The sequence below is a fragment of the Aeoliella mucimassa genome (genome assembly GCF_007748035.1).
Taxonomy (GTDB): domain Bacteria; phylum Planctomycetota; class Planctomycetia; order Pirellulales; family Lacipirellulaceae; genus Aeoliella; species Aeoliella mucimassa.
On the sequence record NZ_CP036278.1, the window covers coordinates 4777099 to 4800171 of the forward strand.

Annotated in this window: 21 protein-coding genes and 1 tRNA gene; 9 read left to right on the plus strand and 13 right to left on the minus strand. The window is 58.4% G+C overall.

Going from position 1 to position 23073, the window contains the following annotated elements:
* Positions 1-92 precede the first annotated feature (92 nt).
* From Pan181_RS18705 to Pan181_RS18715, 3 genes are all read right to left on the minus strand, one after another.
* Positions 93-521 (minus strand): hypothetical protein, encoded by a 429-nt coding sequence (locus Pan181_RS18705; RefSeq protein WP_145249007.1) that lies wholly within the window; start codon positions 519-521, stop codon positions 93-95.
* 88 nt (positions 522-609) lie between these two features.
* Positions 610-691: transfer RNA gene (locus tag Pan181_RS18710), tRNA-Leu, on the minus strand.
* 91 nt (positions 692-782) lie between these two features.
* On the minus strand, positions 783-2111 hold the full coding sequence (locus Pan181_RS18715) for a Gfo/Idh/MocA family protein (RefSeq protein WP_145249009.1): 1329 nt from the start codon (positions 2109-2111) through the stop codon (positions 783-785).
* Positions 2112-2412: 301 nt separating this feature from the next.
* Here Pan181_RS18715 and Pan181_RS26235 point away from each other — a divergent pair, with 301 nt between their 5' ends.
* Together Pan181_RS26235 and Pan181_RS18720 are read left to right on the plus strand one after the other, a co-directional pair.
* Positions 2413-2658 carry a hypothetical protein gene (locus Pan181_RS26235; RefSeq protein WP_197528331.1) on the plus strand — a complete coding sequence of 82 codons (246 nt, stop codon included), beginning with the start codon at positions 2413-2415 and terminating at the stop codon, positions 2656-2658.
* 37 nt (positions 2659-2695) lie between these two features.
* Positions 2696-3802, plus strand: a complete 1107-nt coding sequence (locus Pan181_RS18720; protein WP_231943587.1) for an ISKra4 family transposase — start codon at positions 2696-2698, stop codon at positions 3800-3802.
* A gap of 121 nt (positions 3803-3923) precedes the next feature.
* Here the strand turns inward: Pan181_RS18720 and Pan181_RS18725 are convergent, their stop codons facing one another.
* The 4 genes from Pan181_RS18725 to Pan181_RS18735 all read right to left on the minus strand — a co-directional run bounded on the left by Pan181_RS18725 (position 3924) and on the right by Pan181_RS18735 (position 7630).
* Complete coding sequence (locus tag Pan181_RS18725) at positions 3924-6071, minus strand: vWA domain-containing protein (protein ID WP_145249011.1); 2148 nt, start codon at positions 6069-6071, stop codon at positions 3924-3926.
* 10 nt (positions 6072-6081) lie between these two features.
* Positions 6082-6975: a DUF58 domain-containing protein gene (locus Pan181_RS18730; RefSeq protein ID WP_145249013.1), complete on the minus strand. Its 894-nt coding sequence runs from the start codon at positions 6973-6975 to the stop codon at positions 6082-6084.
* 74 nt (positions 6976-7049) lie between these two features.
* The gene (locus Pan181_RS26240) at positions 7050-7214 is read right to left on the minus strand and encodes a hypothetical protein (protein ID WP_197528505.1); all 165 of its coding nucleotides are present in this window, start codon (positions 7212-7214) and stop codon (positions 7050-7052) included.
* 11 nt (positions 7215-7225) lie between these two features.
* Positions 7226-7630, minus strand: a complete 405-nt coding sequence (locus Pan181_RS18735) for a TM2 domain-containing protein (protein WP_197528506.1) — start codon at positions 7628-7630, stop codon at positions 7226-7228.
* Between the two features lie 21 nt (positions 7631-7651).
* On the opposite strand from Pan181_RS18735, the gene Pan181_RS18740 reads away from it, so the two are divergent.
* Entirely contained in the window at positions 7652-8116 is a 465-nt protein-coding gene (locus tag Pan181_RS18740; protein ID WP_145244956.1) for a helix-turn-helix domain-containing protein, read from the plus strand.
* The gene (locus Pan181_RS18745; RefSeq protein WP_145244957.1) at positions 8104-8751 is read left to right on the plus strand and encodes an IS630 family transposase; all 648 of its coding nucleotides are present in this window, start codon (positions 8104-8106) and stop codon (positions 8749-8751) included. Before Pan181_RS18740 ends, Pan181_RS18745 begins: the two co-directional genes overlap by 13 nt.
* Here the strand turns inward: Pan181_RS18745 and Pan181_RS18750 are convergent.
* The 5 genes from Pan181_RS18750 to Pan181_RS18770 form a co-directional block, all read right to left on the minus strand.
* Entirely contained in the window at positions 8739-8882 is a 144-nt protein-coding gene (locus Pan181_RS18750; protein ID WP_145249015.1) for a GYF domain-containing protein, read from the minus strand. The two genes, Pan181_RS18745 and Pan181_RS18750, sit on opposite strands and share 13 nt — an antisense overlap.
* 298 nt (positions 8883-9180) lie before the next feature.
* On the minus strand, positions 9181-10197 hold the full coding sequence (locus Pan181_RS18755) for an AAA family ATPase (protein ID WP_145249017.1): 1017 nt from the start codon (positions 10195-10197) through the stop codon (positions 9181-9183).
* Positions 10198-10269: 72 nt separating this feature from the next.
* A complete protein-coding gene (locus Pan181_RS18760) occupies positions 10270-13350 on the minus strand; it encodes a VWA domain-containing protein (protein WP_145249019.1) in 3081 nt (1026 codons plus the stop codon).
* A 69-nt stretch (positions 13351-13419) separates the two neighbouring features.
* Entirely contained in the window at positions 13420-14388 is a 969-nt protein-coding gene (locus tag Pan181_RS18765) for an NHL repeat-containing protein (protein ID WP_231943640.1), read from the minus strand.
* A 144-nt stretch (positions 14389-14532) separates the two neighbouring features.
* Positions 14533-15474: an IS5 family transposase gene (locus Pan181_RS18770; RefSeq protein ID WP_145244898.1), complete on the minus strand. Its 942-nt coding sequence runs from the start codon at positions 15472-15474 to the stop codon at positions 14533-14535.
* A gap of 123 nt (positions 15475-15597) precedes the next feature.
* On the opposite strand from Pan181_RS18770, the gene Pan181_RS18775 reads away from it, so the two are divergent.
* The 5 genes from Pan181_RS18775 to Pan181_RS18795 all read left to right on the plus strand — a co-directional run bounded on the left by Pan181_RS18775 (position 15598) and on the right by Pan181_RS18795 (position 20897).
* Positions 15598-16743, plus strand: a complete 1146-nt coding sequence (locus Pan181_RS18775) for an L-threonylcarbamoyladenylate synthase (protein ID WP_145249021.1) — start codon at positions 15598-15600, stop codon at positions 16741-16743.
* Positions 16744-16920: 177 nt separating this feature from the next.
* Complete coding sequence (gene rpiB / locus Pan181_RS18780) at positions 16921-17382, plus strand: ribose 5-phosphate isomerase B (protein ID WP_145249023.1); 462 nt, start codon at positions 16921-16923, stop codon at positions 17380-17382.
* 24 nt (positions 17383-17406) lie between these two features.
* Entirely contained in the window at positions 17407-18774 is a 1368-nt protein-coding gene (locus Pan181_RS18785) for a glycerate kinase type-2 family protein (protein WP_145249025.1), read from the plus strand.
* 217 nt (positions 18775-18991) lie between these two features.
* Positions 18992-20143, plus strand: coding sequence for a prenyltransferase/squalene oxidase repeat-containing protein (locus Pan181_RS18790; protein WP_231943641.1), 1152 nt, complete (start codon positions 18992-18994; stop codon positions 20141-20143).
* 4 nt (positions 20144-20147) lie between these two features.
* Positions 20148-20897, plus strand: coding sequence for a hypothetical protein (locus Pan181_RS18795; RefSeq protein WP_145249027.1), 750 nt, complete (start codon positions 20148-20150; stop codon positions 20895-20897).
* A gap of 93 nt (positions 20898-20990) precedes the next feature.
* Here Pan181_RS18795 and Pan181_RS18800 read toward each other — a convergent pair whose 3' ends face one another.
* Positions 20991-22502 carry a DUF1598 domain-containing protein gene (locus Pan181_RS18800; RefSeq protein WP_145249029.1) on the minus strand — a complete coding sequence of 504 codons (1512 nt, stop codon included), beginning with the start codon at positions 22500-22502 and terminating at the stop codon, positions 20991-20993.
* Between the last annotated feature and the right edge of the window lie 571 nt (positions 22503-23073).

The following is a 23073-nucleotide window of genomic DNA, read 5'->3' on the forward strand; positions in this document are numbered from 1 at the left end:
CTCGCTACGACTAGAAAAAAAGATAGCCTCGGCCGATCTGGCCGAGGCTATCTAAAAAGCTTAGCGATTACTACCTCGACGTAGTAATTCGATTATTCCTCGGACTCTTCCTTCGGCTCTTCCTTCAACTCTTCTAGAGTACCGCCAGGAAGCTCCTTCTTGGCAATCACTTCGTCGTAGGTCAGCGAGTCTTCTTTGTCGGAATCGACCTTCATCTTGCCAACTTCTTCAAGCACCTTGGCAATCTTCTCTGGGTCTTTCTTGTCGTCCTTGCTCAACTTGCCTTCGAACAGCTTGCCATAGGCATTGCGATTCGACTTTTTCTTTCCTTGGTGGCACACCAGACACTTGCTGCTACCCTTGGCAGCCAGCTTCTCGTATTCGGCCATCTCTTCCGACTCATCGTCTTCGTCGATGTACATTTTGACCCACTCTTTGTGGAACTCCATGAACCCGAAGGCACGTTCGGTTCCCACAGATGCCAAGAACACGAGCAGTAGCGTCACGTAGAATTGTCGCATCAAGGATACCTTTCTCAGTCATCAGGAAGAAACTGGCCCCCATGGCAGATGGGGGCCAGCTATCGTTCTAGTTACATCGCTGACAAAGTAGGGATGACAGGAGTCGAACCTGCACTCCCGAAGGAACTGGAACCTAAATCCAGCGCGTCTGCCAATTCCGCCACATCCCCTCGTCAGCTGACATCGTACTACTTTAGCATACCGGTCGCCTGGGACAATTCCCTTCATCCAAAGACGCCAAAAGCGACCGAAATGTTCGGTTTATACGACCTGCGTTTTCCCTGGTTCTGGAATCGGGTAACGGCCTTCCTCATCCGGTACTACCGGCGGGGTGGCATCCCAGGCGTATTCCTTCGGCGAAAGATCTACGCTCGAATTCATCGCTTCTTCCCAGGTAATCACCTTTCCGGAGTAGGTGACCATCCGCCCCAGGATGGCGGTCATCGTGCTGTGAGCACCATACTCTGCTTCATTCAGCGGATTTCCGCTGCGAATGCTGGCAAACAGGTCGTCGTGCTCTTGCTGGTAGGGGTTTACTCGTTTGCCCTTGTAGCGATAGAGCTGCTCGCCATCTTTGCCGACCAGCACACCGCGACCGACTTCGGTGGTACCGTTGGTGCCGTGAGCATACTCGGTTACCTGGCTCCAGCAGCCCGGAATGTGTCGGCAGCAGCTCAGCATCGTCGACCCATCGGGGTAGGTGTACTCTACCATGTGATGATCGAAGATCTGGCCGTACTCTTTGCCAGTACGCACCTGACGACCCCCCATGCCCTGAGCCTTTTCGGGAAGCATGCCCTTGACCCAGTTACCGACGTCGAGGTTATGGATGTGCTGCTCAACGATGTGGTCGCCGCAGATCCAGTTGAAGTAATACCAGTTACGCATCTGGTATTCCATCTCGGTTTGCTCGGGCTTGCGAGGAATCATCCAGACGCCGCCGCCGTTCCAGTAAACGCGAGTCAGGCCGACTTCGCCGATGGCTCCGTCTTGAATCTGCTGCACCGTGTTGATGTAGGTAGGATCGTGGCGGCGTTGCAGACCAACACCAACGCCAAGTCCCTTTTCCTTCGACACCTTCGCAGCTTCCAGCACCTTGCGGATGCCAGGACCATCGACGGCAACCGGCTTTTCCATAAACACGTGCTTGCCAGCCTTCACGGCCGCTTCGAAGTGGATGGGGCGGAAGCCGGGAGGAGTGGTGAGGATCACCAGATCGATGTCCGAGTCAATCACCTTTTGGTAGGCATCGAAGCCCACGAAGCGACGCTCCTCAGGCACGTCGACCTTGTCGCCATGATCCTGAATGTTTCGGCTGTTCAGGCTACCTTCCAAGCGATCGCTGAACGCATCGCCCATGGCAACAAGCTTCACGTTCTCGCCGGTCGACAACGCCTGGCCAGCGGCCTGCGTACCACGACCACCACAACCCACGAGACCAATTTTGATTACGTCGTCGCCAAACGGGTGAGCCGCATTCACGATGCCGTTGGCCCCCAGAGCCAAACCAGCAGCAGCAAGGGAGCTGCTCGCCAGGAACGTACGACGATCGTGACCAGCGTCGTTATTTTGCTTCGAAGTCGCTTGCATGTCAGATACCTGTGATAGAGCTTCGTGCCAGGAATTCAGTAGCGGTGAGATGACCACCTGACCGCTGAGGCGAGAATCCGACTGACAGAACCTCGGGAAAGGAGGGGGTAAAAGGTGGGTGGCCTGTTTGTTCAGGTGGCTTATGCCTAAGGCAGATTCTAGCCCAAGCCGATGCGCGATGCAAACTTATCCTGCAGCTCTCAGCACACGTGTGTAAGCGTCTCGAAAGTAGGCATGAAATCGGTTCTAATATATTGTGCCGGGTGACTCTTCCTATTTTGCCACACGCCAGGAGATGATCATGGCCTATTCGCCGCGTGAGCCAATCGAGCTAAACGAAGAGGAGCAGCGGACTTACGAGCTTCTAAAGGAGGCTTGCGACGATGACATTCGTCGCATGGCCAAGTTGTTGCACGACAAGGACGACTCGAATCTGTTTGGGCAAACGGAGTTCGACCTCCGCGACCGAGTGCATGCACTCGGAGCCAAGGCCTTGGAAACAGTCGCCAACGAGCGACAAAAAAAGGGACGGGTACGAGAAAGCTAGCTGCGTCTGCCCGACCTGCAATGGCGACGCCCGCTGCGTGAACGTTCGCTCGCGGTGGGTCGATAGCCTGCTCGGCCCACTGCAAGTGAGGCGTCACTACTACCACTGCCGCCGGTGCCGTCACGGATTGTTTCCGCGGGACAAAACGTTGGGACTCGGCAAGCGAAAGTTTAGTCCGGCCGCGGCCCAAGTGGTGAGCATCACCGGCGTGCAAACGAGCTTCGCTCAGTCGAGCGAAGTGACACTTCGTAAACTGTGTGGACTGAAGGTCAGCGAGTCGACCGTCGAGCGAGTCACCGAAGACGCTGGCGAGCGTCTCCAAACGTTACTCGCCGCAGGCGAGACGTTTGGCAACACAGAGCCGTTCGCCTGGCAACGCGACGCGCATGGCAAGACGTGCGCGTACGTGAGTCTCGACGCCACAGGCGTGCGACAGCAAGGCCCTCGTGGCGCGCAGGCCGAGGGCCGCATGGCGTACGTCGGCATGATTTACAACATAAACAGCGAGCAGGATGCTCGCTCGCCCGACCCGCATTCGGTGCGGTATTTATCGGGGTTTTATGAACTCCCGGAACTTGGGCGGCAACTGCGTCGCCAAGCCGCCGCGGTTGGGTGGGACGAGGCAGAGCAGCAGATCGCGATCTCGGATGGCGGTGCTGGTTTAGAAGAGTTCTTGCGAGTGCACTTCCCGCGTGCGGAGCGGATCCTCGACTTCTGGCACGCGAGTGAGTACCTGGTGGAATTAAGCCAGTCGCTCTATCCGGACGACGAGGAGCATCGCACTGCTCAGTTGGCATCGTGGTGTCACCGGCTGAAGCACCAAGGAGGCTTGAGCATCGTGTGGATGTTGCAGTCGCTGGAGAAGACCAACTGGTCTTCCGCTCAACGCGAAGCTTATACGACCTGCCTGCGATACTTCCAAAACCACCAGCACAAGATGAACTACCCCCGCTACGTGGCCCACGGCTGGCAGATCGGCAGCGGCCCGGTCGAGAGCGCGTGCAAAACCGTCGTGGCGGGGCGCTTGAAGCAAAGCGGCATGCGCTGGAGCCAGCACGGCTCAAACGCCGTGTGCCACCTCCGCGCCCTCTACCTCAGCCAACGCGGCTGCTGGGAAGACTACTGGCAAAAGTACGCAGCTTAAGCAAACTGCCCACAATTGTGACGCTTACACAGCACACGTCGGCAGCGATGGTTTTCTGGACATAAATCCATCGAAAAACAGCCAAATACCTATGAACTTGGCGCAACGTCGCCCGCACCAGTTACAAGTAGACGCGGCGATTGTAGATATACCACTCGACCAACAGCAGAATGATGGCCAGCAGCAGCAATGGCCGCCAGATTTCCTTCCGGGCGGGTTGCTGGGTTCCTTTCACCTCAACATGTCCGATTTGCAGCGAAGCGACCGATTCGATATTGTCGGTCGCGTCGTCGTCGCCCATCACGGCGAGCTTGACGTTGCTTTCCTGACCGTCGAACAAGTTCACCGCGAAGCGACTCTCCACTTTGCCAGCGTCGAGTATCTCGTAGTAGCCAGGCTGTTCGGTGTCGTGGAACAAATAGCTTCCGTCGGCGTTGCGTTCGACCACCGTCTCGCGATTGTCGGGGCCTTTCACGGTGAGCTTCTCAGCCAACGACTTGGTTCGCAGCGCTAGCGCCTGGCCTGGCAAGTTTGTGCGATCTGATCCTTCCTGCCCTTGATTCACGAAGTAACCAAAGGCATTCAGCAAGAAGGTGGGGAAACTATATCGGCGATACCAATCGGCATTGATGTATTCGCTGCCATCTTTGTTCACGGTCAACTCGAAACCGATTACCGCATCTTCGAAGCCTTCCCGTGGGGCAATCGATACCAGAGGTCCCTGAGTCGATTCCACCAGCACCTGCCCCCCTTTGGGCGGCGGAACGATATTACTGCCATTGATGCGGAAGTCGCCTAGCTCGACGTAGGCCATGAGCGGATGCTCGCGACTCTGGTCGATGATCGCCGGCAAGGCAACTCGTTCGACAGTGGGTGTTGGTTGTTCAGCGGGAGCTTCGGGAGCAGGTTCCGTAGACTCGGCGGCCGCATCCGTCTCGGCGGGCGGGGATTCTTCCTCGGCCGCTGGTGCCTTGGTCGAAGCGTACCAAGTTGGGGGAACGCTGCCGAAGAACAGTGTGTTCGACCTTGGCATCCGCTCTTCGGGAGCGCACTGATCGTAAATAATCAGGTCGTACGCACCGCTGGCTGCCAGTTCCTGGTGCTCTTTGGTTTTTAGCGTATCCGGCGTCGCAATTTCCACGTCGGCATAGCGTTTGATTCTCTCGGTCGAGAGAGCGGTCATCAACACTTTGTTGCCGGGGGTCACGAGCAGCACTCGCCCGGCCGAAGTGTCGTTAACCGCTGCGTAGGCTTTGTTGTCGATCGCCAGGGCGTCGCTCATGGCCTTGAGAGCGGTGCTCGAGAGTTTGGCTTCGAGCTTGCCCGACTCAACTCCAGCCAGGGCGAATGTGACGCCGCGTGCTTCGCCACTGGGAACGGTTACCTCCTGGGCGTCGAGAAAAGTGCCATTGTGCGAGAGTTCGACGACCGACGTCTGTTCGTCGGTCGAGAAGTTACTCACCTGAATAAACGCTTGCCGTTCATCGGGCCGACTCTCGCTCCTGCGGGTGCTGAAGGCGGTGATCGCCAGGTTGTTCGCTTCGCGGGTGCCTAGTGGCACAAAGAACTGCGGCTGAAGATTGCCGAGCGAGAAGCCTTTAACTTCGGAGAAACGCCCGTCGCTAAAGATGTAGAGCGTCGTTTTCTCTCCGTCGCTGATGTCGATCGCAACGTTCGACTCGGGCTCGATCACTTGCCCCGGATTGGCCAACCCATCGGCCAACTGCAACGCGCCCAGCAGATTGGTAGGGCGTGAGGTCAGTTCGATTTTCTCGACCGCTTCGCGGAGCTTGCGACGATTCGAGGTAAAGCCTTGCATCACCCGGGCTTCATTATTGAAGCTGATGACCATCGCGGCCATGTCGGACTGCATTTGTTCGATCAGGGCGATTGTTTGCTTCTTCGCTTCGGCGAGTCGACTTTCAGCGTCCTTCACGTCGGCGGAACCCATGCTGGCCGAATTGTCGATCGCGAAAATCATCCGCTGGCCTTGCAGCTCTTGCCCTTCCCAGCCGGGCCGAAGTAGCGCTAAGATCGCGAGCGCCAGCAGCAGCAACTGCAAGAACAACAGCAAACTTCGACGGAGCTTCTGCCATAAGCTGTTGACGTGCAGGTCTTCAATCGACTTCTTCCACAAGTAGGTGCTCGGCACCTCGACTGGATCGCGTTTGAGCTTCAGGAAGTAGAGCGCAAGCACAGCCAAAGGCAGTAGTGCCATCAGGCCCCACAGCCAAAGTGGTTCGAGTGCGTTTCGAAACAGGGAAGTCATGGTATCTTGGCTATCGCACCAAGCCTCGTTTGCGCAGGTAGTTGCTCATTAAATCTTTTACCGGCAACCGATTGTGTGCAAGCAGGTAGTTCATTCCTCGACGGCTGCAGTAATCCTGGGCGCCGCGGGTAAAGGCGTCGAGCGTCTTCTTGTAGCGTGCGAGGAGCGGAGCGCTGACCGTGATTTCGGCCTCGTCCTGATCTTCGCAGTCGACCAGCTTCAGATCGCCTTTCACATCGGGATCGATCTCCTCCTGGCTCAGCACGTGCATTACATACACATCCATCTGACGCGCTACTAGGTAGCGAAGGGCCGATTCGTAGCCTTGCTTGTCCATCAGGTCGGTGATCAACACGATAATGCCTTTGCCTGGATTGCGAAGGCAAAACCGCTTGACTCCATCAGCCAGCGAGATGTTTTGATCGGGCTCGATTTCAGCCAGGGTGTCGAGCATCCGCCAGACGCTCCGACGACCACGAAGCACCGGGCCTCGTTTCTGGGCGCTTTGCCCAAGCGATTCGATGACGACTCGATCGCTACGAATCAGTCCAATGAACCCCAACGCAGCAGCCAGTTGCTTGGCGTACTGCAGTTTCGAGGGGTCGCCAAACCCCATCGAGGGACTTGCGTCGATCAGGGTAAAGAAGTGCAGGTCTTCTTCCTCCAGAAACAACTTGACGATCAACTTATCGAGCCGGGCGTAGAGGTTCCAGTCGAGCATCCGCAGGTCGTCGCCAGCGACGTAGTTGCGAAAGTCGGCAAACTCGACGCTCTGCCCTTTGCGTTTGCTGCGACGCTCGCCTTTCATACGGCCACGAAAGATCTTGCGAGAGACAAGCTCCATGCGCTCGAGTTGGTTCATCAACTCGGGTTCAAGCAGTGATTGCAGTTCGCCGGTACTCATAGGTGGTGATCTTCTCTTTGAACTCGAATCCGTGCCGACGACGTTACCCCGGCAACCAGGCAGCTAGTAAACAGTTATCCGACGATGGCGACAATCAACACCAACACGACGATCAGCCCACCGATCCACAGCGAAAGTCCCACTGGGCTGGTAAGCTCCTGTCCCTCTGGCGGCACCGCCAGATGTTCTTCCGCTAATGGGGCAACATAAGGGTTTAACTCGGGTTGTTCTGATTCCATCGACACGTGCGCTAAAACCACCCCTTCTTGCCAATCATGTACTCTTCTTCGAAGTCTTGGTCTGACTTGGTGAGATAAATAATACCCTCAACAGCGCCGATCCCCCACACAATGATGGCGGCCCATCCGCAGGTACAAATGGTAATCAACAGCATGATGATCCCAGGGGTCGTCGCCCCGTAAACAAACTTATGCACGCCTAGCCAGCCAAGAAAGATGCCGCATAAGCCGGCGACGATCTTTGTACCATTACTATCGCCTTTGAATTGATGAGTACTTGTCGTTTGAGGCGAAGCGTACGGAGACGTCGGCGGTGCTGGTGGAGGAAGCTCGACCTCAAGGCCCCCCAGATCCACCGCCTCGACCCAGTCGGCCATGCCGTCGCGCCATACTAGTACGTCTTTCCTGAAATCCATTCCGCTGCTATATGCTGCGGAATGAAAAAGCACATTGTTTGCCTGGACCACCAGGCCCGTGGAGGTTTGGAGCAGCTAGCACGCTCAGGCGCCCGCGCGGCGCAAGTGGTGCGTCGCTGCCAGATATTATTGAAATCGGACTCGGGATGCACCGACGAAGAGATCGCCGAGCATGTGGGCTGCACGACGCGCAACGTCCGAGCCGTCCGAAAGCGGTTCTGCGAAGAGGGCGTCCAGCGGGCGGTGTACGATGCGCCTCGCTCGGGCCGCCCCCCAGAGTTCACCAAGCGGCAGCAGCAACAGGTAATCGCCCTGGCGTGCAGCGAGCCGCCCGAGGGACGGGCTCGCTGGACGCTGGAATTGTTGTGCGAGCACGCGGTGAAGGAAGGCTTCGTCGATTCGCTCAGCGTGACGGAGGTCTCGCTGTGGCTCAAGGAACACGACCTGAAGCCGTGGCGAAAAAAACTTGGTGCGTGCCCAAGCTGAACGACGAGTTCTGTGAGCGGATGGAGGACGTCCTCGAGCAGTACGAGAAGCCGCTCGACCCGAACGAGCCGGTCGTCTGCCTCGACGAGCAGCCCTATCAGAGGGTCGACGACGCGCGGCCGCCCGAGCCCGCGGCACCCGGCAAGATCGCGAAGCAGGACTACGAGTACCGCCGCTGCGGAACCTGCAGCGTGTTCGTGGCGGTCGAGCCGAAGGCGGGCAAGCGATTCGTTCAGGCCAAGCGTCACCGCAAGCGAGCCGACTTCGCCCGGTTCGTCCGCGACCTCTTGAAGCGCTATCCCGACGCAGAGCGGGTTCATCTGGTGATGGACAACCTCAACACGCACAACGAGAAGTCGTTGATCGAAACCTTTGGCGAGGAGGCGGCTCGGCCAATGCTGGAGCGGATTGTGTGGCATTTTACCCCCAAGCATGCCAGTTGGCTCAACATGGCCGAGATCGAAATCTCGGCCATACAGCGACAATGCCTGGGACGTCGGTTGGCTTCGCTCGACAAGGTTCAAAGCGAACTCTCCCACTGTTCACGCGACCGCAATCGGAAGAAAATCAAAATCAATTGGACCTTCCATCGAAAAGACGCCAAACGCGTCTTCCCTGAACTCTATAGGAAATGACTTCCGGGACGACGTACTAGGTCGTTTGGTTGCAGCCGGCCTTCGTGGGCCAGTTGCTTGAGCTTCTCGTCGTCGTAGGGTCCAAAGCGTTTCGAATCGCCGGGCCGGCTTACGTACCATTTGTTCGACATGATTCCTTGCGACTCAGTTCGCGGGTTGCGTTTCTACAGGTGAAAGTTGTTCTGTTGTTTCCGTTGGTTGGATTCGCCGGGGGTGACCGCCAATAGTAGCCGCAGGTTGTAAAAGCGAGATAAGCATCAGGAGAACAATCAGTACAACGGCAACCTCTATCAAGTTAAGGTGCCACCATTTCTTCGTTGGTCTCTGCGGACTATTGGTGTTCTTGCTCTGAGGTGACTGGTAAGGGTTCATTTCGAGCTTGTTCTTGAGTACTTCCAACTTGGGGCATTTCCTGCCCCCTGCGTTGCTTTACGCAGCTGCAATATCGTCGGCCTTTTCGGGCACCTTCTGGAGCAGTTCGAGCAAGACATCGTCTGGATTCACGCTCTCGGCCTCGGCTTCGAAGTTTAGAATCACACGATGCCGAAGCGCCGGTACGAACACGCGGCGGATGTCGTCGAAACTCACGTTGTACCGACCACCGAGCAGTGCCCGCACCTTGGCTGCCAAGGCGACGGTTTGGGCACCACGGGGGCTCGAGCCCCAACGGAGGAACTGATTGGTAACCGGCTGGGCGAACTCCCCTTCGGGATGGGTGGAGAGGATCAGGCGGCAGATATAGTCCTGCACGTGAGGAGCCAAAATCACCTCGCGAACCAGCTGCTGCCACTGCACGATCTCGCTGCCGTCCATCACCTTTTCGGGGCGAATCTCTTCGCCTTTGGTGGTCCGCTCGAGAATCTTGTTCAGATCGGCCCGGTTCGAATAACCGACGACCAGCTTGAAGAAGAAGCGGTCGAGCTGGGCTTCGGGCAGCGGATAGGTACCTTCTTGCTCGAGCGGGTTCTGCGTGGCCATCACAAAGAACGGGGCGTCGAGCTTGTAGTGGTTGCCGCCGGCGGTGACCGACTTTTCCTGCATCGCTTCGAGCATGGCCGACTGGGTCTTCGGCGTCGCGCGGTTGATTTCGTCGGCCAGACAAATCTGGGTAAACACCGGCCCGCGTTGGAACTCGAATCGTCGGCGTCCATCCGGATCTTCCACGATCATGTTGGTGCCGAGAATATCGGCCGGCATGAGGTCGGGGGTGAACTGGATGCGAGAGAAGTTGAGGTCGAGCGTTTCGGAGAGCGTCCGCACGAGCAAGGTCTTCCCCAGTCCTGGGACACCTTCGAGCAGGCAGTGACCACCAACAAACAAGCAGGTGAGCACCCCGTGAACGATGTCGTCGTGTCCGACAATCACGCGAGCGATCTGCTCGTGAACTTTCCGGTAGCGGTCCGAAAACTCTTGGGCACGTTTTTCAATCGATTCGGCGAGACTCATTGGGAAACAGTCGGGGGTCAGGGGTCGTGGATCAGGGAAGTCGTTGGAAGCGACGCCCAAAGGAATACGGCATTACTTGTCGCGATCTTTCCACACGTCTTTCTTGGCTTTGAGCAATCGCGACGTGTAGGACTCTTGTTCTTTCTTCTCTTCGCCGACCTTGGGTGTCGGTTTCGGCGAGGTCCGCTGCGTTGGCTTTTCTTCCAATCCAGCGAGCGGCGCCGGCTCGTTGCTGTCGGGAGCTTCTTCGGGGGCTTCGAATCGCGTTGCCGAGCGGCGAGATTCGTATTGCTCCTGCACCTCGCGTTTGCGACTCTGCAAACGACTCATCGTTGCAGGAGCCTCGGCTTCGCGTTCGCGGCCGAGCAGATTCTCGCCGATGTAGGCCCACACGGGAGCGAGCCATTCGAAACCAATCTGCACACGGCGAATGAACACATCGAAGAAGAACAGCGTCGCAGCGATTAACACCATCCATGGCCAGATGCTATCGCGCGAGATGGCCGGCGGCATATCCCGGCGGTAAGGGTCGGTGTTCAATAGCGCCGGCAAGATCTTGGGGTCGCCGGTGAGCATGGCGTTCTGGGCCGCCCCGATCAACTCGCCCGGCTTGCCGGCCGTCGGTTCGAGGTTCGCGATGGTTCTGAGCAGCGAGAGATTAGTCTCGCGGTCCTTGAACTCCTGGCTGTAACTGACGTTCACGCCGGTGCGAATCATCGCCTGATCGCCCCCCGGCAGGATCGAGATCATGTAACTACCAGGACTAATCGAGTCGAATTCGCCGATGTAGCGTCCTGGAGCCACTTGTTCGATCACCAGCGGCACCGGTTGCATGTCGGGACCGACCACCGTGGCTCCCATGGTGGTGACGTTGATGAACTCTTCGTTCTTGTCGAGCGCGTCGATCACCACTCGCGTACGACCATCGGACACGCTGGTGGCAACGCTGAAATTACCGGTGTCGCCGGTCGGGCGCATCGACCAGCGAATCATCTGGCTATAGAACTGATCGTACTGCTCCCACGAGTCCCACTGTTTGCTCAACTGATGGCCCGCATCGGTGGTAAAAGCCACCGTTTTGCCCAAACCATAGGGCCAGGCGGCAAGTAACGTGTTGTTGGCATCGATGGCCGGCGTCGGGGAACGCAAGATCACCTCAACCAGGGCGCTGTCCTTCACTGTAGTCAGCACGTAACCATCGAGCGGTGGAAAACTACTGGGGCTGATGCCGCGGACGATTTCATGCTCCGATACCATCCGCGGAGCTTGCGGTGGCTCCAGATCCTTCACCAGCGGGCGGGCGACGCGGCGGGCTTCGCGCTGATAGATGCGCGGCAGCGCGTTCGCGTTGCGAACCATGTAGTACTTGCCGCCGGTTACCTCGGCGATCTGTCGCATGGTGTCGGTACCCACGGTACCATGCGCACCGACCGCGACCGTGGTAATCTTTACGTTGAGCTGTTTGAACTGCTTAAGCGTCGCCGCACTGGGTGCGGTCGGATCGCCATCGGAAATGATGATCATGTGCTTCGTGGCAGGCTTATTGGTCTGCCTATCCAACAACACAAAGCTGTTGGCCACCATCTTCATCGCCCCTTCGAAAGCCGGCATATCGCCGACGTTCATCTGGTCGACGCTACCAAGCATCATATTGCGATTCGGTCCAACCGTGAGCATGCCCCCTTTGGTGCGTCCCCACATCCACTGATCGGACATGTTCCACTGAATCATGCCGCAGTAGTCGCGGTCGCCCAGCACTTTGATCGCTTCGATGGCAATGCGTTTCTGCCAGTAGTTGCCCTGGGGCATTTCGCTGGCGTGCATCATCATGGCCAGCGCGCCGACCGGCACCACCTTGGTACTCTTGATCTGAAAATCAACCGGCATCGCTTTCTCTAGCTCGGTGTTGGCCCATCCGCCAGCGCCGAAACTATTGCGCCCCCCCAGCATCACCAGCCCGCAACCAAGCTCCTCGGTGTTGCGAACCAGCATGGCGATTTGCTCGTCGGTGAAGTTGGCACCACCATCTTCGTCGATGTCGTCGCCGCTGGTGCTGCTTCGCGGAACGTTGGCCAGCACCACGGTGTCGTATCGCTGCAGGTCGGCAAGCGAGCTGAACAGCTGATTACTTGGCATCAGCGTCACTTCCAGGCCGCTGGTCCGCAGGCGATCGACCATGTAGTCGAACTGCCCGGTGGCCGCCCAGTCTTCAATCACCAGCACGTGACCTTTACCGCGCACGTGAGTGAATGCCGTCGCTTCGTTGTTCTGGGCGGTGGTATCGCTGCTCGGATCGGCCGGCGAGAACTCCGCCTCGTAGGTGTAGAAGTCAGGACGGTCGATGGTTTCGGTGGCCGAGAATCGACTCTTGCCCGGATCCAGCTCCACAGGCATCTCGGCGATGATGGTCTCCTGCTCGCCCGACTTGCGTTTAATCCGTAGCGTACCAGGCAACGGAGGCGATCCCTCCGCAGCATCGTGGTTCAGCACCACTCGCAGCTCGAAGGGTTGCCCTTGTCGAACATCGTTCGGCAGGTCGACTTTCTCGACCGAAGCCTCGCTCCGCTGCGGCAGGTCGACCGGAACCACATCGATACTAATGCCCGCGTCGGCCAACGCGCGGGCCTCGCTAAGCGCGTCGCCCAGGTTTTCGTTGCCGTCGGTCACTACGACGATGCGTTTGGCGGTCTCTTCGGGGAACAGCGCCTGAGCACGCTCGAGGGCACTTTCCATATTGGTGTACTGGGGATCGAGCAGGCTATTGAAGGTTCGCAGCCCAACAAAATACTCGAGCGGTGGGATTTCGACTTCGGCATCGCGGCCGAACACGATCACCGCGACCCGGTCTCGGTCTTCCTGGCGGAACTTGTCGACCGACTCGTTGACAAACTCCTTCATCAACTGTCGATGATCCTCGGGGATGCTCATCGACTGGTCGAGCAAATAGACGACCGTCATTTTGTCGGTCTTCTTCTGGTACTGGATGTCGGCCAAGGCAAACACCAGCAGCAAAAACACCAGCGAACGCAGTGTGATGGCCGATATACAGCGCCAGAATCCCAATCCTGAAATACTGCGATAGCTGACTACCCAGATGACAGGCAGCAGCAACAACAGCAGCAGATACCAGGGGCTATCGAAGGCGAAAGGCATGCTATGTAAGCGACTGGGGTAAAGCGAAACTCAATAAACCGGCAATATACCGACACGCATTCGACTTCTTTAGATCCTAAACTGTTGGACTCGGTGATTATAGCTATCTAGCACGTAGGTTTTCTTTTTTGAATCTTGGACGATGGCCCAGGGATTGTGCAACTGCCCCGGTTCGCGGCCCACGTCGCCCCACATGGCGACTGGTTCCCCCTTGCGGGTCAGTTTCTGCACCCGGCTGTTGCCGTATTCGCAAACCAACACCTGATCTTGGTGGTCAATCCACATACTATAAGGATACGAAAGCTGTCCCGGCTCGATTCCCTCTTCGCCCCAAGTGAAAAGAAACGCCCCCTCGGTGTCGAAGACCTGCAAGCGATGATTTCCAGCATCGCAGACCCAAACCTGATCCTTCTCGTCCACCCACAAACATTGCGGACGCAGGAATTGTCCCGGCTCAGTGCCGTGCGTGCCCCATTGTAGGAGAAAAGTTCCATCGGGGGCGAATTTTTGCACGCGATCGTGTTTGCCATACTCCGACACGTATAGATTGCCAGCCGAGTCGCGGGCGATGTCCGTGGTCCAGCCCAAATCGCCAGGGCCATCCCCTTCCTGGCCGAAGGTCCGCTCGTCGTTCAATTGTCCATCGAGCGAGTAAACCAGCACCCGAAAGTAGTGGGTATCTGCTACATACAGCCAGCCATCGATGATCGACATGCCGGTGGGGCGGCCATTTTTACTCTCCGGTGTTCGCCAGCCGCGCAAGTATTTGCCGTCGGTATCGAACACCTGGATACGAGCGGTGATATCGACTAGGTATAATAGGTCGTCCTGGTCGATGCACATGGCCCGCGGTTTTTGCAACTTTCCGTCGGTGATGCCACGTTCGCCCCACACCTTATCCGGCTTCTTGCCACTCGTGCCGCCGGTGCACCCGACCAATGGCAACGCGGCTCCCGCAGCCAACATGTTCAGCAGAAAGGCTCGCCGGTCTTGCGAACTTGCGAGGGAAGAGCGGTAATGGAAAGGCAATTTGTTCACTCCCTAATTACAACCGCTAGACCGTCTGCTTGGCAACCGATATCACTCGAATAGTGGGCAAGTTCGCCAGCGAATTATCCGTTTTTCGAAGTGTGGTTGAACCCTTCGACCCCAAAACCTTATAAATTGGGACGGCCTTGTTGACTAACTCCACTCGAACTGTGGAAGCCCGAGTTGGGTGAATTGATTGATGATTTTACAGCGCAAGCGGGCTTCCGTTTGTTGGTTTTCGAATACTCGGTTTTTGAGATGGCTCCCAAAGCTTTGTTTCACTCGGTACATGGTCGTTTCCGCCAAGCTTCTACGATGATAGCCCACTTCCTCTTTCCAACTCCTACGCCCCTTGCGTCGAATCTGACGAATTGCCTCGTCCCGGGGCAAAGGCTCCTCCGCAGAGTTGCCATGTTGTTTGATCTTGGCGTTGTGCTGCGGCGGAATCACCGGCTCAATGCCTTCGGATTCCAGCCCTTCATAAACCTTCCACTTGTCGTAACTACCGTCGCCGTGAAACTTTTTTACGGGCTGCTCCACCTGCTCCAGCATTTCGGGAACCGCATCGGCATCGTGGCAACTGTTCTCGGTCAAAATCTCCGCCACAATCTCGCGGGTGTCAGGATTCACCGACAAATGCAGCTTCCGCCATGTCCGCCGCTTCGACTTGCCATGCGTCCGCATCTTCCATTCGCCCTCGCCAAACACTTTCATGCCGGTGCTATCCACCACGATATCGATGTCGCCCCTCTTGTTAGCGATATCGAGCGAAACATTCAGCTTGCTGGCTCGCTTGGCGAGCGAAGAATAATTGGGAATCGCTGCCTCGACGCCCAACATCGCCACCAGCGAGCGGCCGAATCCCTCAGTCTGCCGATAGGGAAGTTTCAGCAGTTCGCGAATCGTCAGCAAGCACTCGATCGCCGTATCGCTGAAGACAAAAGGGCGACCGACTTTTGTCTGGTCGTTAGGATGTTCCCAGTTCTCCAACGCCTCGTCGCTAAACCAAATAGTGATGTTTCCACGCTCGATGAGCGACTTGTTATACTCCTTCCAGTTCGTGACTTTGTAGGTTCGTTTTTCTTTCGTAGCCATGTTCGATCTCCGTAAAAAAGGTACGTGGTTCCATTCCACGTTAGTTTTTACGGAGGTTTGTGACTAATTGTTCAACAAGGCCAATTGGGATTCTAACACTGGATCCAGGGCACATTAGACACCATGCCGCCGCTTGTTATCGACATCCACCGCACCGACGACCTACGCGATGTAGTCCATCGCGCTGTACAGGCCCTGGTCGAAGGCAAACTCGTGGCCTTTCCCACCGAAACCGTCTATGGTGTCGCTGCCAGTGCTTGCAACGCCGAAGCGGTGGATCGGCTGCTAACCACCAAGAGTCGCGATCCTGGCTCCCCCTTCGCCCTGGCGATCAAAAGCGCCGGCGAGGCTCGCGATTATGCTCCCGACATGAGCCCGCTGGCTTACCGTCTGGCCCGCCGCTGTTGGCCTGGGCCGGTGACGCTGGTGGTTGATTGCGACGAAAAGCGAGGTTTGGTCGGTCAGCTGGCCCCCAGTGTTCGCCAGGCGGTCTGCCCTCAGGGGACCGTGGGCCTGCGAGTCCCGGCGAATCAGGTGCTGCTCGACGTACTGTGCATGATTAATGGCCCGCTCGCGCTGACGAGCGCCAATTTTAAAGGGGAGCCCGAGGCCATCAATGCCGACGACGTGATCAAGTCGCTCGGCGACAAAGTCGACCTGGTGCTCGACGATGGCCCCGCCCGCTACGGACGCCCCAGTTCGGTGGTGCGTGTGAATGGAAACAAGTTCTCGATCTTGCGTGAGGGTGTAGTGGGCAAACCGACTTTGGAGCGACTCGCACGATACATGGTGGTAATGGTTTGCACCGGCAATACCTGCCGCAGCCCGATGGCCGAAGCCCTGATGCGAAAGGCCCTTTCCGACAAATTGGGCATTCCACTCGACGAAATGGACGCCCGCGGCGTGCTGGTCATGTCGGCCGGTCTGGCGGCCGCGCCGGGTTCGCCCCCCAGCACCGAGTCGGTGACAATGATGAAGGAGCACAGCCTGTCGATCGACGACCACCGCTCGCAACCGCTGACCGACCAGGTGCTGCGACACGCTGACCTGGTGCTGACGATGACTCGCAGCCATCTGCACGCGATCGCCCAGTCGAGCCCCGAAGCGGGAGCCAAAACCGAACCACTGATGCCAGGCGGGGAAGACGTGGCCGACCCCATCGGTGGGCCGCTGGAAACCTACCGGGCGTGTGCCGAGCAAATTGCCAAAGGCGTGGATTATCACGCCGAACGCATCGCCGAAATCGTCCGAAGTACTGCTGCTGAATGAGTTTACTGCAATCACGGGCCATTCGGCTGCAACCATCGACATCCTAAATTCGGCGCACCCCCCACGTAACAAACAGCAGTTCTCCTGCTATAATATTTGGCATACTTCCCGCGGTGTCTTGTCCGTAGGTGCGGGAAGGTCTCAGCCTTTGTTCCCATGCGATAGGGACCCTAGCGAATGCGTATAGCCGTTGCGAGCGACCACCGCGGTTTCCAGATCAAAGAGCAAATCGTTGACATGCTCCGCGATAAGGGCCACGACGTGGAAGACGCGGGAACCACCGGGCCCGAGAGCGTTGACTATCCTGACTTTGCCGCGATCGTTGCTAAGAAAATTAGCAACGGCACCACTGATCGAGGCATCTTGATCTGCGGCACCGGCATCGGGATGGCGATTGCCGCCAATAAGTTCCCCGGCGTGCGGGCAGCTCCCTGCACCGACGAGGTGACCGCCGAAATCAGCCGTCGTCACAACGATCTGAATGTGTTGTGCCTGTCGGCCGACCTCATCTCGCCCCGTACGGTCGAGCGAATGATCGAAACCTGGGTAAATACCGAGTTTGAAGGGGGACGCCACCTTCGCCGGATCCAGAAGATCGACGAGCTGGAATGCTGCAAGAAGGATGGCGAGAACGAATAGTCGCCCCTGAACTTTGCGAGTGCTATGCCCACCGCTACCCAGCTTCGACGCGACGCACTAGCCATCTGGCAGGCGGGAGTCGACTCGGTGCTTGCCGACCGATTACTGGAGCGTGAAGTCCAGATTGACGGCCAATGGTTGCTTGTCGGCGACCAGGAGTTCGACCTCGAACCTGTCGGCCGCATTGTCGTGGTCGGAGCCGGCAAAGCGGGTGCCGCGATGGCCCGCGGGCTCGAATCGGCCCTCGGCCCGCAGTTGCTCGCCGAGAAACAGGTAGAAGGCTGGGTGAACGTGCCCGCCGGAACGGTCACCCCCACCACGGCCATCCACCTGCACCCCAGCCGCCCCGCGGGGGTCAACGAGCCCCGCCCTGAAGGGGTGGAGGGTTCGCGACAGATTCTCAACTTGGTTTCGTCGCTGGCTCCGAACGATTTGTGCCTATGCCTGCTTTCGGGAGGGGGATCGGCCCTGCTCCCAGCCCCCTCGGCTGGTGTTTCGCTGGCCGAGAAAATCGCGATCACCCGGCTGCTTTCCGGCTCGGGAGCGACCATCGACCAGCTAAATGCAGTTCGGCGGCAGCTGAGCGACATCAAAGGGGGCGGGCTCGCCCGCGCCTGCACGGCGAGCCAACTGGTGACGTTGGTGATTTCCGACGTGCTGGGCGATCCCCTGGAAACCATTGCCTCGGGGCCGACCTACCCGACAAAGGCCGGGCCGGAGGAAGCGATGCAGGTGCTGACCGAACTGGAGCTGCTCGAACACCCCGATCCGGTATCCATCGTCGAGTTCCTTCGCCGCCGGCTGGAAACGGGGCCTCACTCCCCTACCCCGGCGATAGCAGAGCTGCATCACGTGATTCTGGCCAACAATGCGACGGCCGTGGACGCGGCCGGCATCGAGGCCGAGCGTCGCGGGTACAATCACGCCATGGACTGCGCAACCTCGTCGGAGGGGCCCGCTGAGGACGTAGGGCGGCATCTGGCCAGCATGGCCTTGTCGATGCGCGACACGCCCGGCGGCCCCAATTGCCTGATCACCGGCGGCGAGCCCACCGTGAAACTGGTGGCAAGCGACCAGCGAGGCCTGGGCGGCAGGAATCAGCAACTTGTCCTGGCAGCCATCCAGGAGCTCGGCAATTGCCAGGGCATCGCCCTGCTCTCAGGCGGCACCGATGGCGAAGATGGCCCCACCGACGCTGCAGGAGCGTTTGTCGACGAGCAAGTGATTCGCCAGGCGCAGGCCGGCTCGCTGTCGGCTGCCGACTATCTGGCTCGCAACGACGCCTACCATTACTTCGAGCCGCTTCAGTCGCTCATCAAGACCGGCCCGACCGGCACCAACGTCTGCGACTTGCGCGTGTTGGTGGTCGATCAACAACCAAAAGCCAAGTAGCTTTTGACTTTCTCCGCGATGTCGACCCCAGCGACATTCGTGTCACTTAGGTCGACAGGGCGATCACGTCCCGCGATTGCAGTTTTCTGTATTCGCAGGCTGTTTCCGCCGGTTTACTGCAGCATTCCATTGACTTTTGGCAAATGGACCAATCATTGCAGTAGAGCCTAAGTTTAGCGACCTCTCACACTCCTTCCCCCACTCCGAGTAAAGCAAGATGAGCATCCATCGTACGATTGCCACCTGCGTGGCCGTCGCCTGCCTGGCGGCACTGGCCCCGCTGAGTTCCGCTGAGGAAACCGAAAACGCAAAGCTACAAGAGGTGGTTACCAAGGGCCTCGATTACCTGCGTGAGACCGCTCAGGAGCCCTCCGGCATGATCTCCCCCCGCTCGGGATCGGGCATTACCTCGCTTTCGGTTACCGCGGCGCTCCGCCTGGGCGTGTCGCTCGACGATCCACTAGTCGCAAAAGGCTTGAAGGCCCTCGAAGGCGTCGTAAAGCCCGATGGCGGTATCTACTCCAGCCCACGACTCAAGAACTACGAAACCTGCGTGGCGATCATGTGCTTTGCCGAGGCCAAGAACGTGGCCGGCGACGCTCGTTACGACGACATCCTGAACAACGCCGAGCGGTTCGTCCGCGGCCTGCAGATCGGCTCCGACGGGCAGGTCGACAAAGCCGATCCCGAGTTTGGCGGCGTCGGCTACAGCGGCAAGGAGCGACCCGACCTGTCGAACACGGTCTACTTGCTCGAGGCCCTGCACGCCGTGGATACGCCAAGCAGCGACCCTGCGGTTCAGCGCGCCCTGACGTTTGTCTCCCGCTGCCAGAATCTGGACGCCGAGTTCAACGACACCAAGTTTGCCGCCCTGGTCGACGATGGTGGCTTCTACTACGTCATTCCGACCGAGAAGGTCGACCCTTCGATTTCGGACCGCTATACCGAAAACGGTGGTCTGCGGAGCTATGGCTCGATGACCTACTCGGGCCTGAAGAGCCTAGTTTATGCGGGTTTGACCAAGGACGATCCCCGCGCCACCGCGGCGCTGGAGTGGATTCGCGAGAACTACACGCTGGAGAGAAACCCCGGTCAGGGGACCGCTGGTCTGTATTACTACTACCACACGTTTGCCAGTGCCCTGGCCGCGATGGGTGCCCCTGAGATCACCACCGCCGACGGCCAAAGCAAGCAATGGCAGAAAGAGCTGATCGACCATCTGGCCAAAACCCAGCGAGACGATGGCTCGTGGGTCAACCAGAATCGCCAGTGGTTCGAGAACGATCCGGGCCTGTGCACCGCGTTTTCGCTGCTTTCGTTGAGCTACTGCGACGACGACCTGCAGCCCAGCAAGCCATCGGAAGAGTAAGGCTTTGAAACACTATTTGGTAAAGCTCGGCAGCATTGCCTGCTCCGGAGCCTGGATTGTTAACCTAACACTCTGGGTTGGTCTGGTCGGGTGGATCGCTACCCGGGCCGACTCGCTGAAGCAGCTCGAATCAACCCGGCTCAAGGCGTTGTCGCTGGTTTCGGCCGACGGCAACAGCCTAGCCGTTTACCAGTCGTGGTGGCCAACGTTGGCCATTGCTGCGGCCGCGGCTACTGGGCTGGTGATGCTGGCGAGCGTGCTCGTCGGGCCTCGCCGGTTCCGCTCGGTGCGGAGCTGGCTATTGCTGATGGTCGCTGCAGCCGGTTGGTTGACTTTGGGGCTCGGCACCGACGACCTGTACTGGCAAGGGCAGCAGATGCGTGCCTCGCAGGCGGTCGATCCTTTGTCGGAGTTCGCCGAGCAGCTGGCCAGCCACTGGCCTGAGGACGATGGCGACTGGGACAACCTGGGCCCATTCCTGGCGTACCCCAAACCGGCGCCGACCAGCTTGCTGCTTGTCGGCACTCCTCAGCTGCCTGGCACCCGCTTCACCGTGTCGGCCATCGAACGCACACAGGACGGCGTGCTGCGGTTCGAGCTTGCCGGCGGCGAGCAACCTGCCTGGCTCGAATGGCAACCCGATGGCGGCCAGCCGGGCGATTTCAAGAGCGGGCTCGAAACCCCCTATCGAGTCGATAAGCTGGCTCAGCTAACCTCCAAGTGGTACCTGGTGCACTACAACGTAGGGCGATAGAAAACGCGGTTCCTCCCTCTCAATGGAAAAAACCTCCGGCAAGGTTTCCCTCGCCGGAGGTTTCTTTGAATCCTCTGTTGCTCAAGGCAACGATCAGTCCCACCACCATTGGTCGGGGCCGAGGGTATTGAGATCAAGCTGCTTACGTTGGCTGGCAACGCTGCCGTCTTCGTCCTTAAGCAGATTCTCCGACTCCAGAGCCTTGGTCGGACGCACTTCGACACCGCCGCCGATGGGGGTCATCAGGGTGCGACCCTTCCAGATGGCGTTCACAGCCGTGGCTACTTCGGCGGGAGCATTCAAGGTTTCGACGGGATACTGTTCTTCGCTGCCGAACAGGCTCATCGACCACCCCGCTTTGCTGTAGAGGTCGTGCTGCTGAATAAAGGCAGCTGCCACGGCCATATCGATGCAGTTACGCAGCTGAGCGAACACCGGCGATTGCTCGGCCAACTCAGGATAGGCCTTGGTAAACGCGGCTGTGTACTGCTGGCTGGCAGCATTCACGCGGCCCGAAGTGGCCCGTCCGCCGTGCATGCTGATTACTTCGTTTTCGCCAACCAGCTTCACGCCTTGGCCGACGATCTGCATAGCGAGCGAGTCTTCCGCAGCACGCACACACTGGTAATCAGGCACAAAGTACCAACGTTCCATCGCGTTTCGCGACACCGCACCCGGGCGGGCGCGATCCACGTAGCTCTTCAGGCGAATGGGGGGTTGCTCCAGGTTGATGCCCATGAGCTTCATGCGGTAGTCGGCTTCGACCATCACTTGAGCGAAGTGGGTCGTCGCAGGAATACCACCGATGGTGATCACTTGCTTGCCCATCGCTTCTTGCAGTTTGTTCACAATGAACTGCGTGTCGTTGGGCGTGGCCGAGCGACCGAACTGAGCGAGGAACTGCTGCATGCGTTGCAGGCCTTCCTCGGTGGGATCGATCGAGCAATACATCAAGGGAGCTTTGCCACCCGACTGTGCAGGGAACGCCCGCAAAGCGGTAATCATGTCTTGCAGTTCCACCACCGGACGGCCGGTATTAAGGCCTCGCATCCGACCATCAAGGTCTTCCACCCAAGGCTCCGCGGGGCCAGCGACCACGATGTCGCCTGTCTCGGGATAGCAGAACACGTACTCGATGCGGGTCAAACCAGCGAGGTTCTTCATTACCTCGTCGGGACCACTCCCAGCGGCAATCTTCTTGGCAATCGCCTGCTCCAGGCGAGTGAGCGAAACCTTACGCATCTCGCTGACCTTGGTCAGGTCGCCTTCGAGTCGGGCCATGGCCCCTTCGATGCGGGCGCGAGTGAGTTCGCCGGTGGGATCGTTAATCAATTCGCGGTGCATCACGCCATCGGCGTCGACCATCACGCCGCCAGCACGGCTGCCGTTTTGGTTGCCGCCGCTGGTGCCGCCGCCGAAGCCGCCACCGCCAAAGCCGCCGCCACCGCCGCCAAAACCACCACCACCGCCGCCGAAGCCGCCACCGCCAAAACCACCACCGCCGCCGAATTGGGCCAGCGAGGTGCTCGACAGGGTAATAGCTAAGACCACCGCTACAGCGGTAAAGAATTTACGGGAAATGCCTTGGAAGATTCGCAAGTCCATCTGGGACCTCTGATTCGTCGTTAATGCCTACTTCGGTTCACGGGGGGCAGTCTAGATAAGGACCGCTACACTAGGAGCCAATACCCTCCGCGCTGCGGCTAGGAAATGCCCTAACTTGATACTAATCGGGGACTTTGGGCAAAGCAAGCAAACCGAGCCCACATTCGCCCATCGAAATAGGATTCGTAATACGAAAAATCGGTTCTCCCTTCCCGATCGGCGCCGACTCGCCAGAAACGCGGTCTGCCGCACGCCAAATTCTGCGGTCAGCCGATCCCCGGCAGCATTGTTTCCCACCGCTGAGCGAATTGATTCTGAAGGAAAACCACGTCCTCTGGACGTGGTCATAATCAGGTGGCTACGCCGTACTTCCACTTTTTAAACAAATGAGCACGCCCTCCGGGCGTACACTTGAAAGCCCCCGGCTCTGCCGGGGGATCATTTACTCCCACCGCCCCCCAATAGATTCCCAATTTACCCACCGATGGGAAAATTGAATCTCCGCCCACGCTACAAAACCAGGGTTTTTCGCTCTCGAATAGATTCCCATTTCCCAAAACGCATCGAGTGG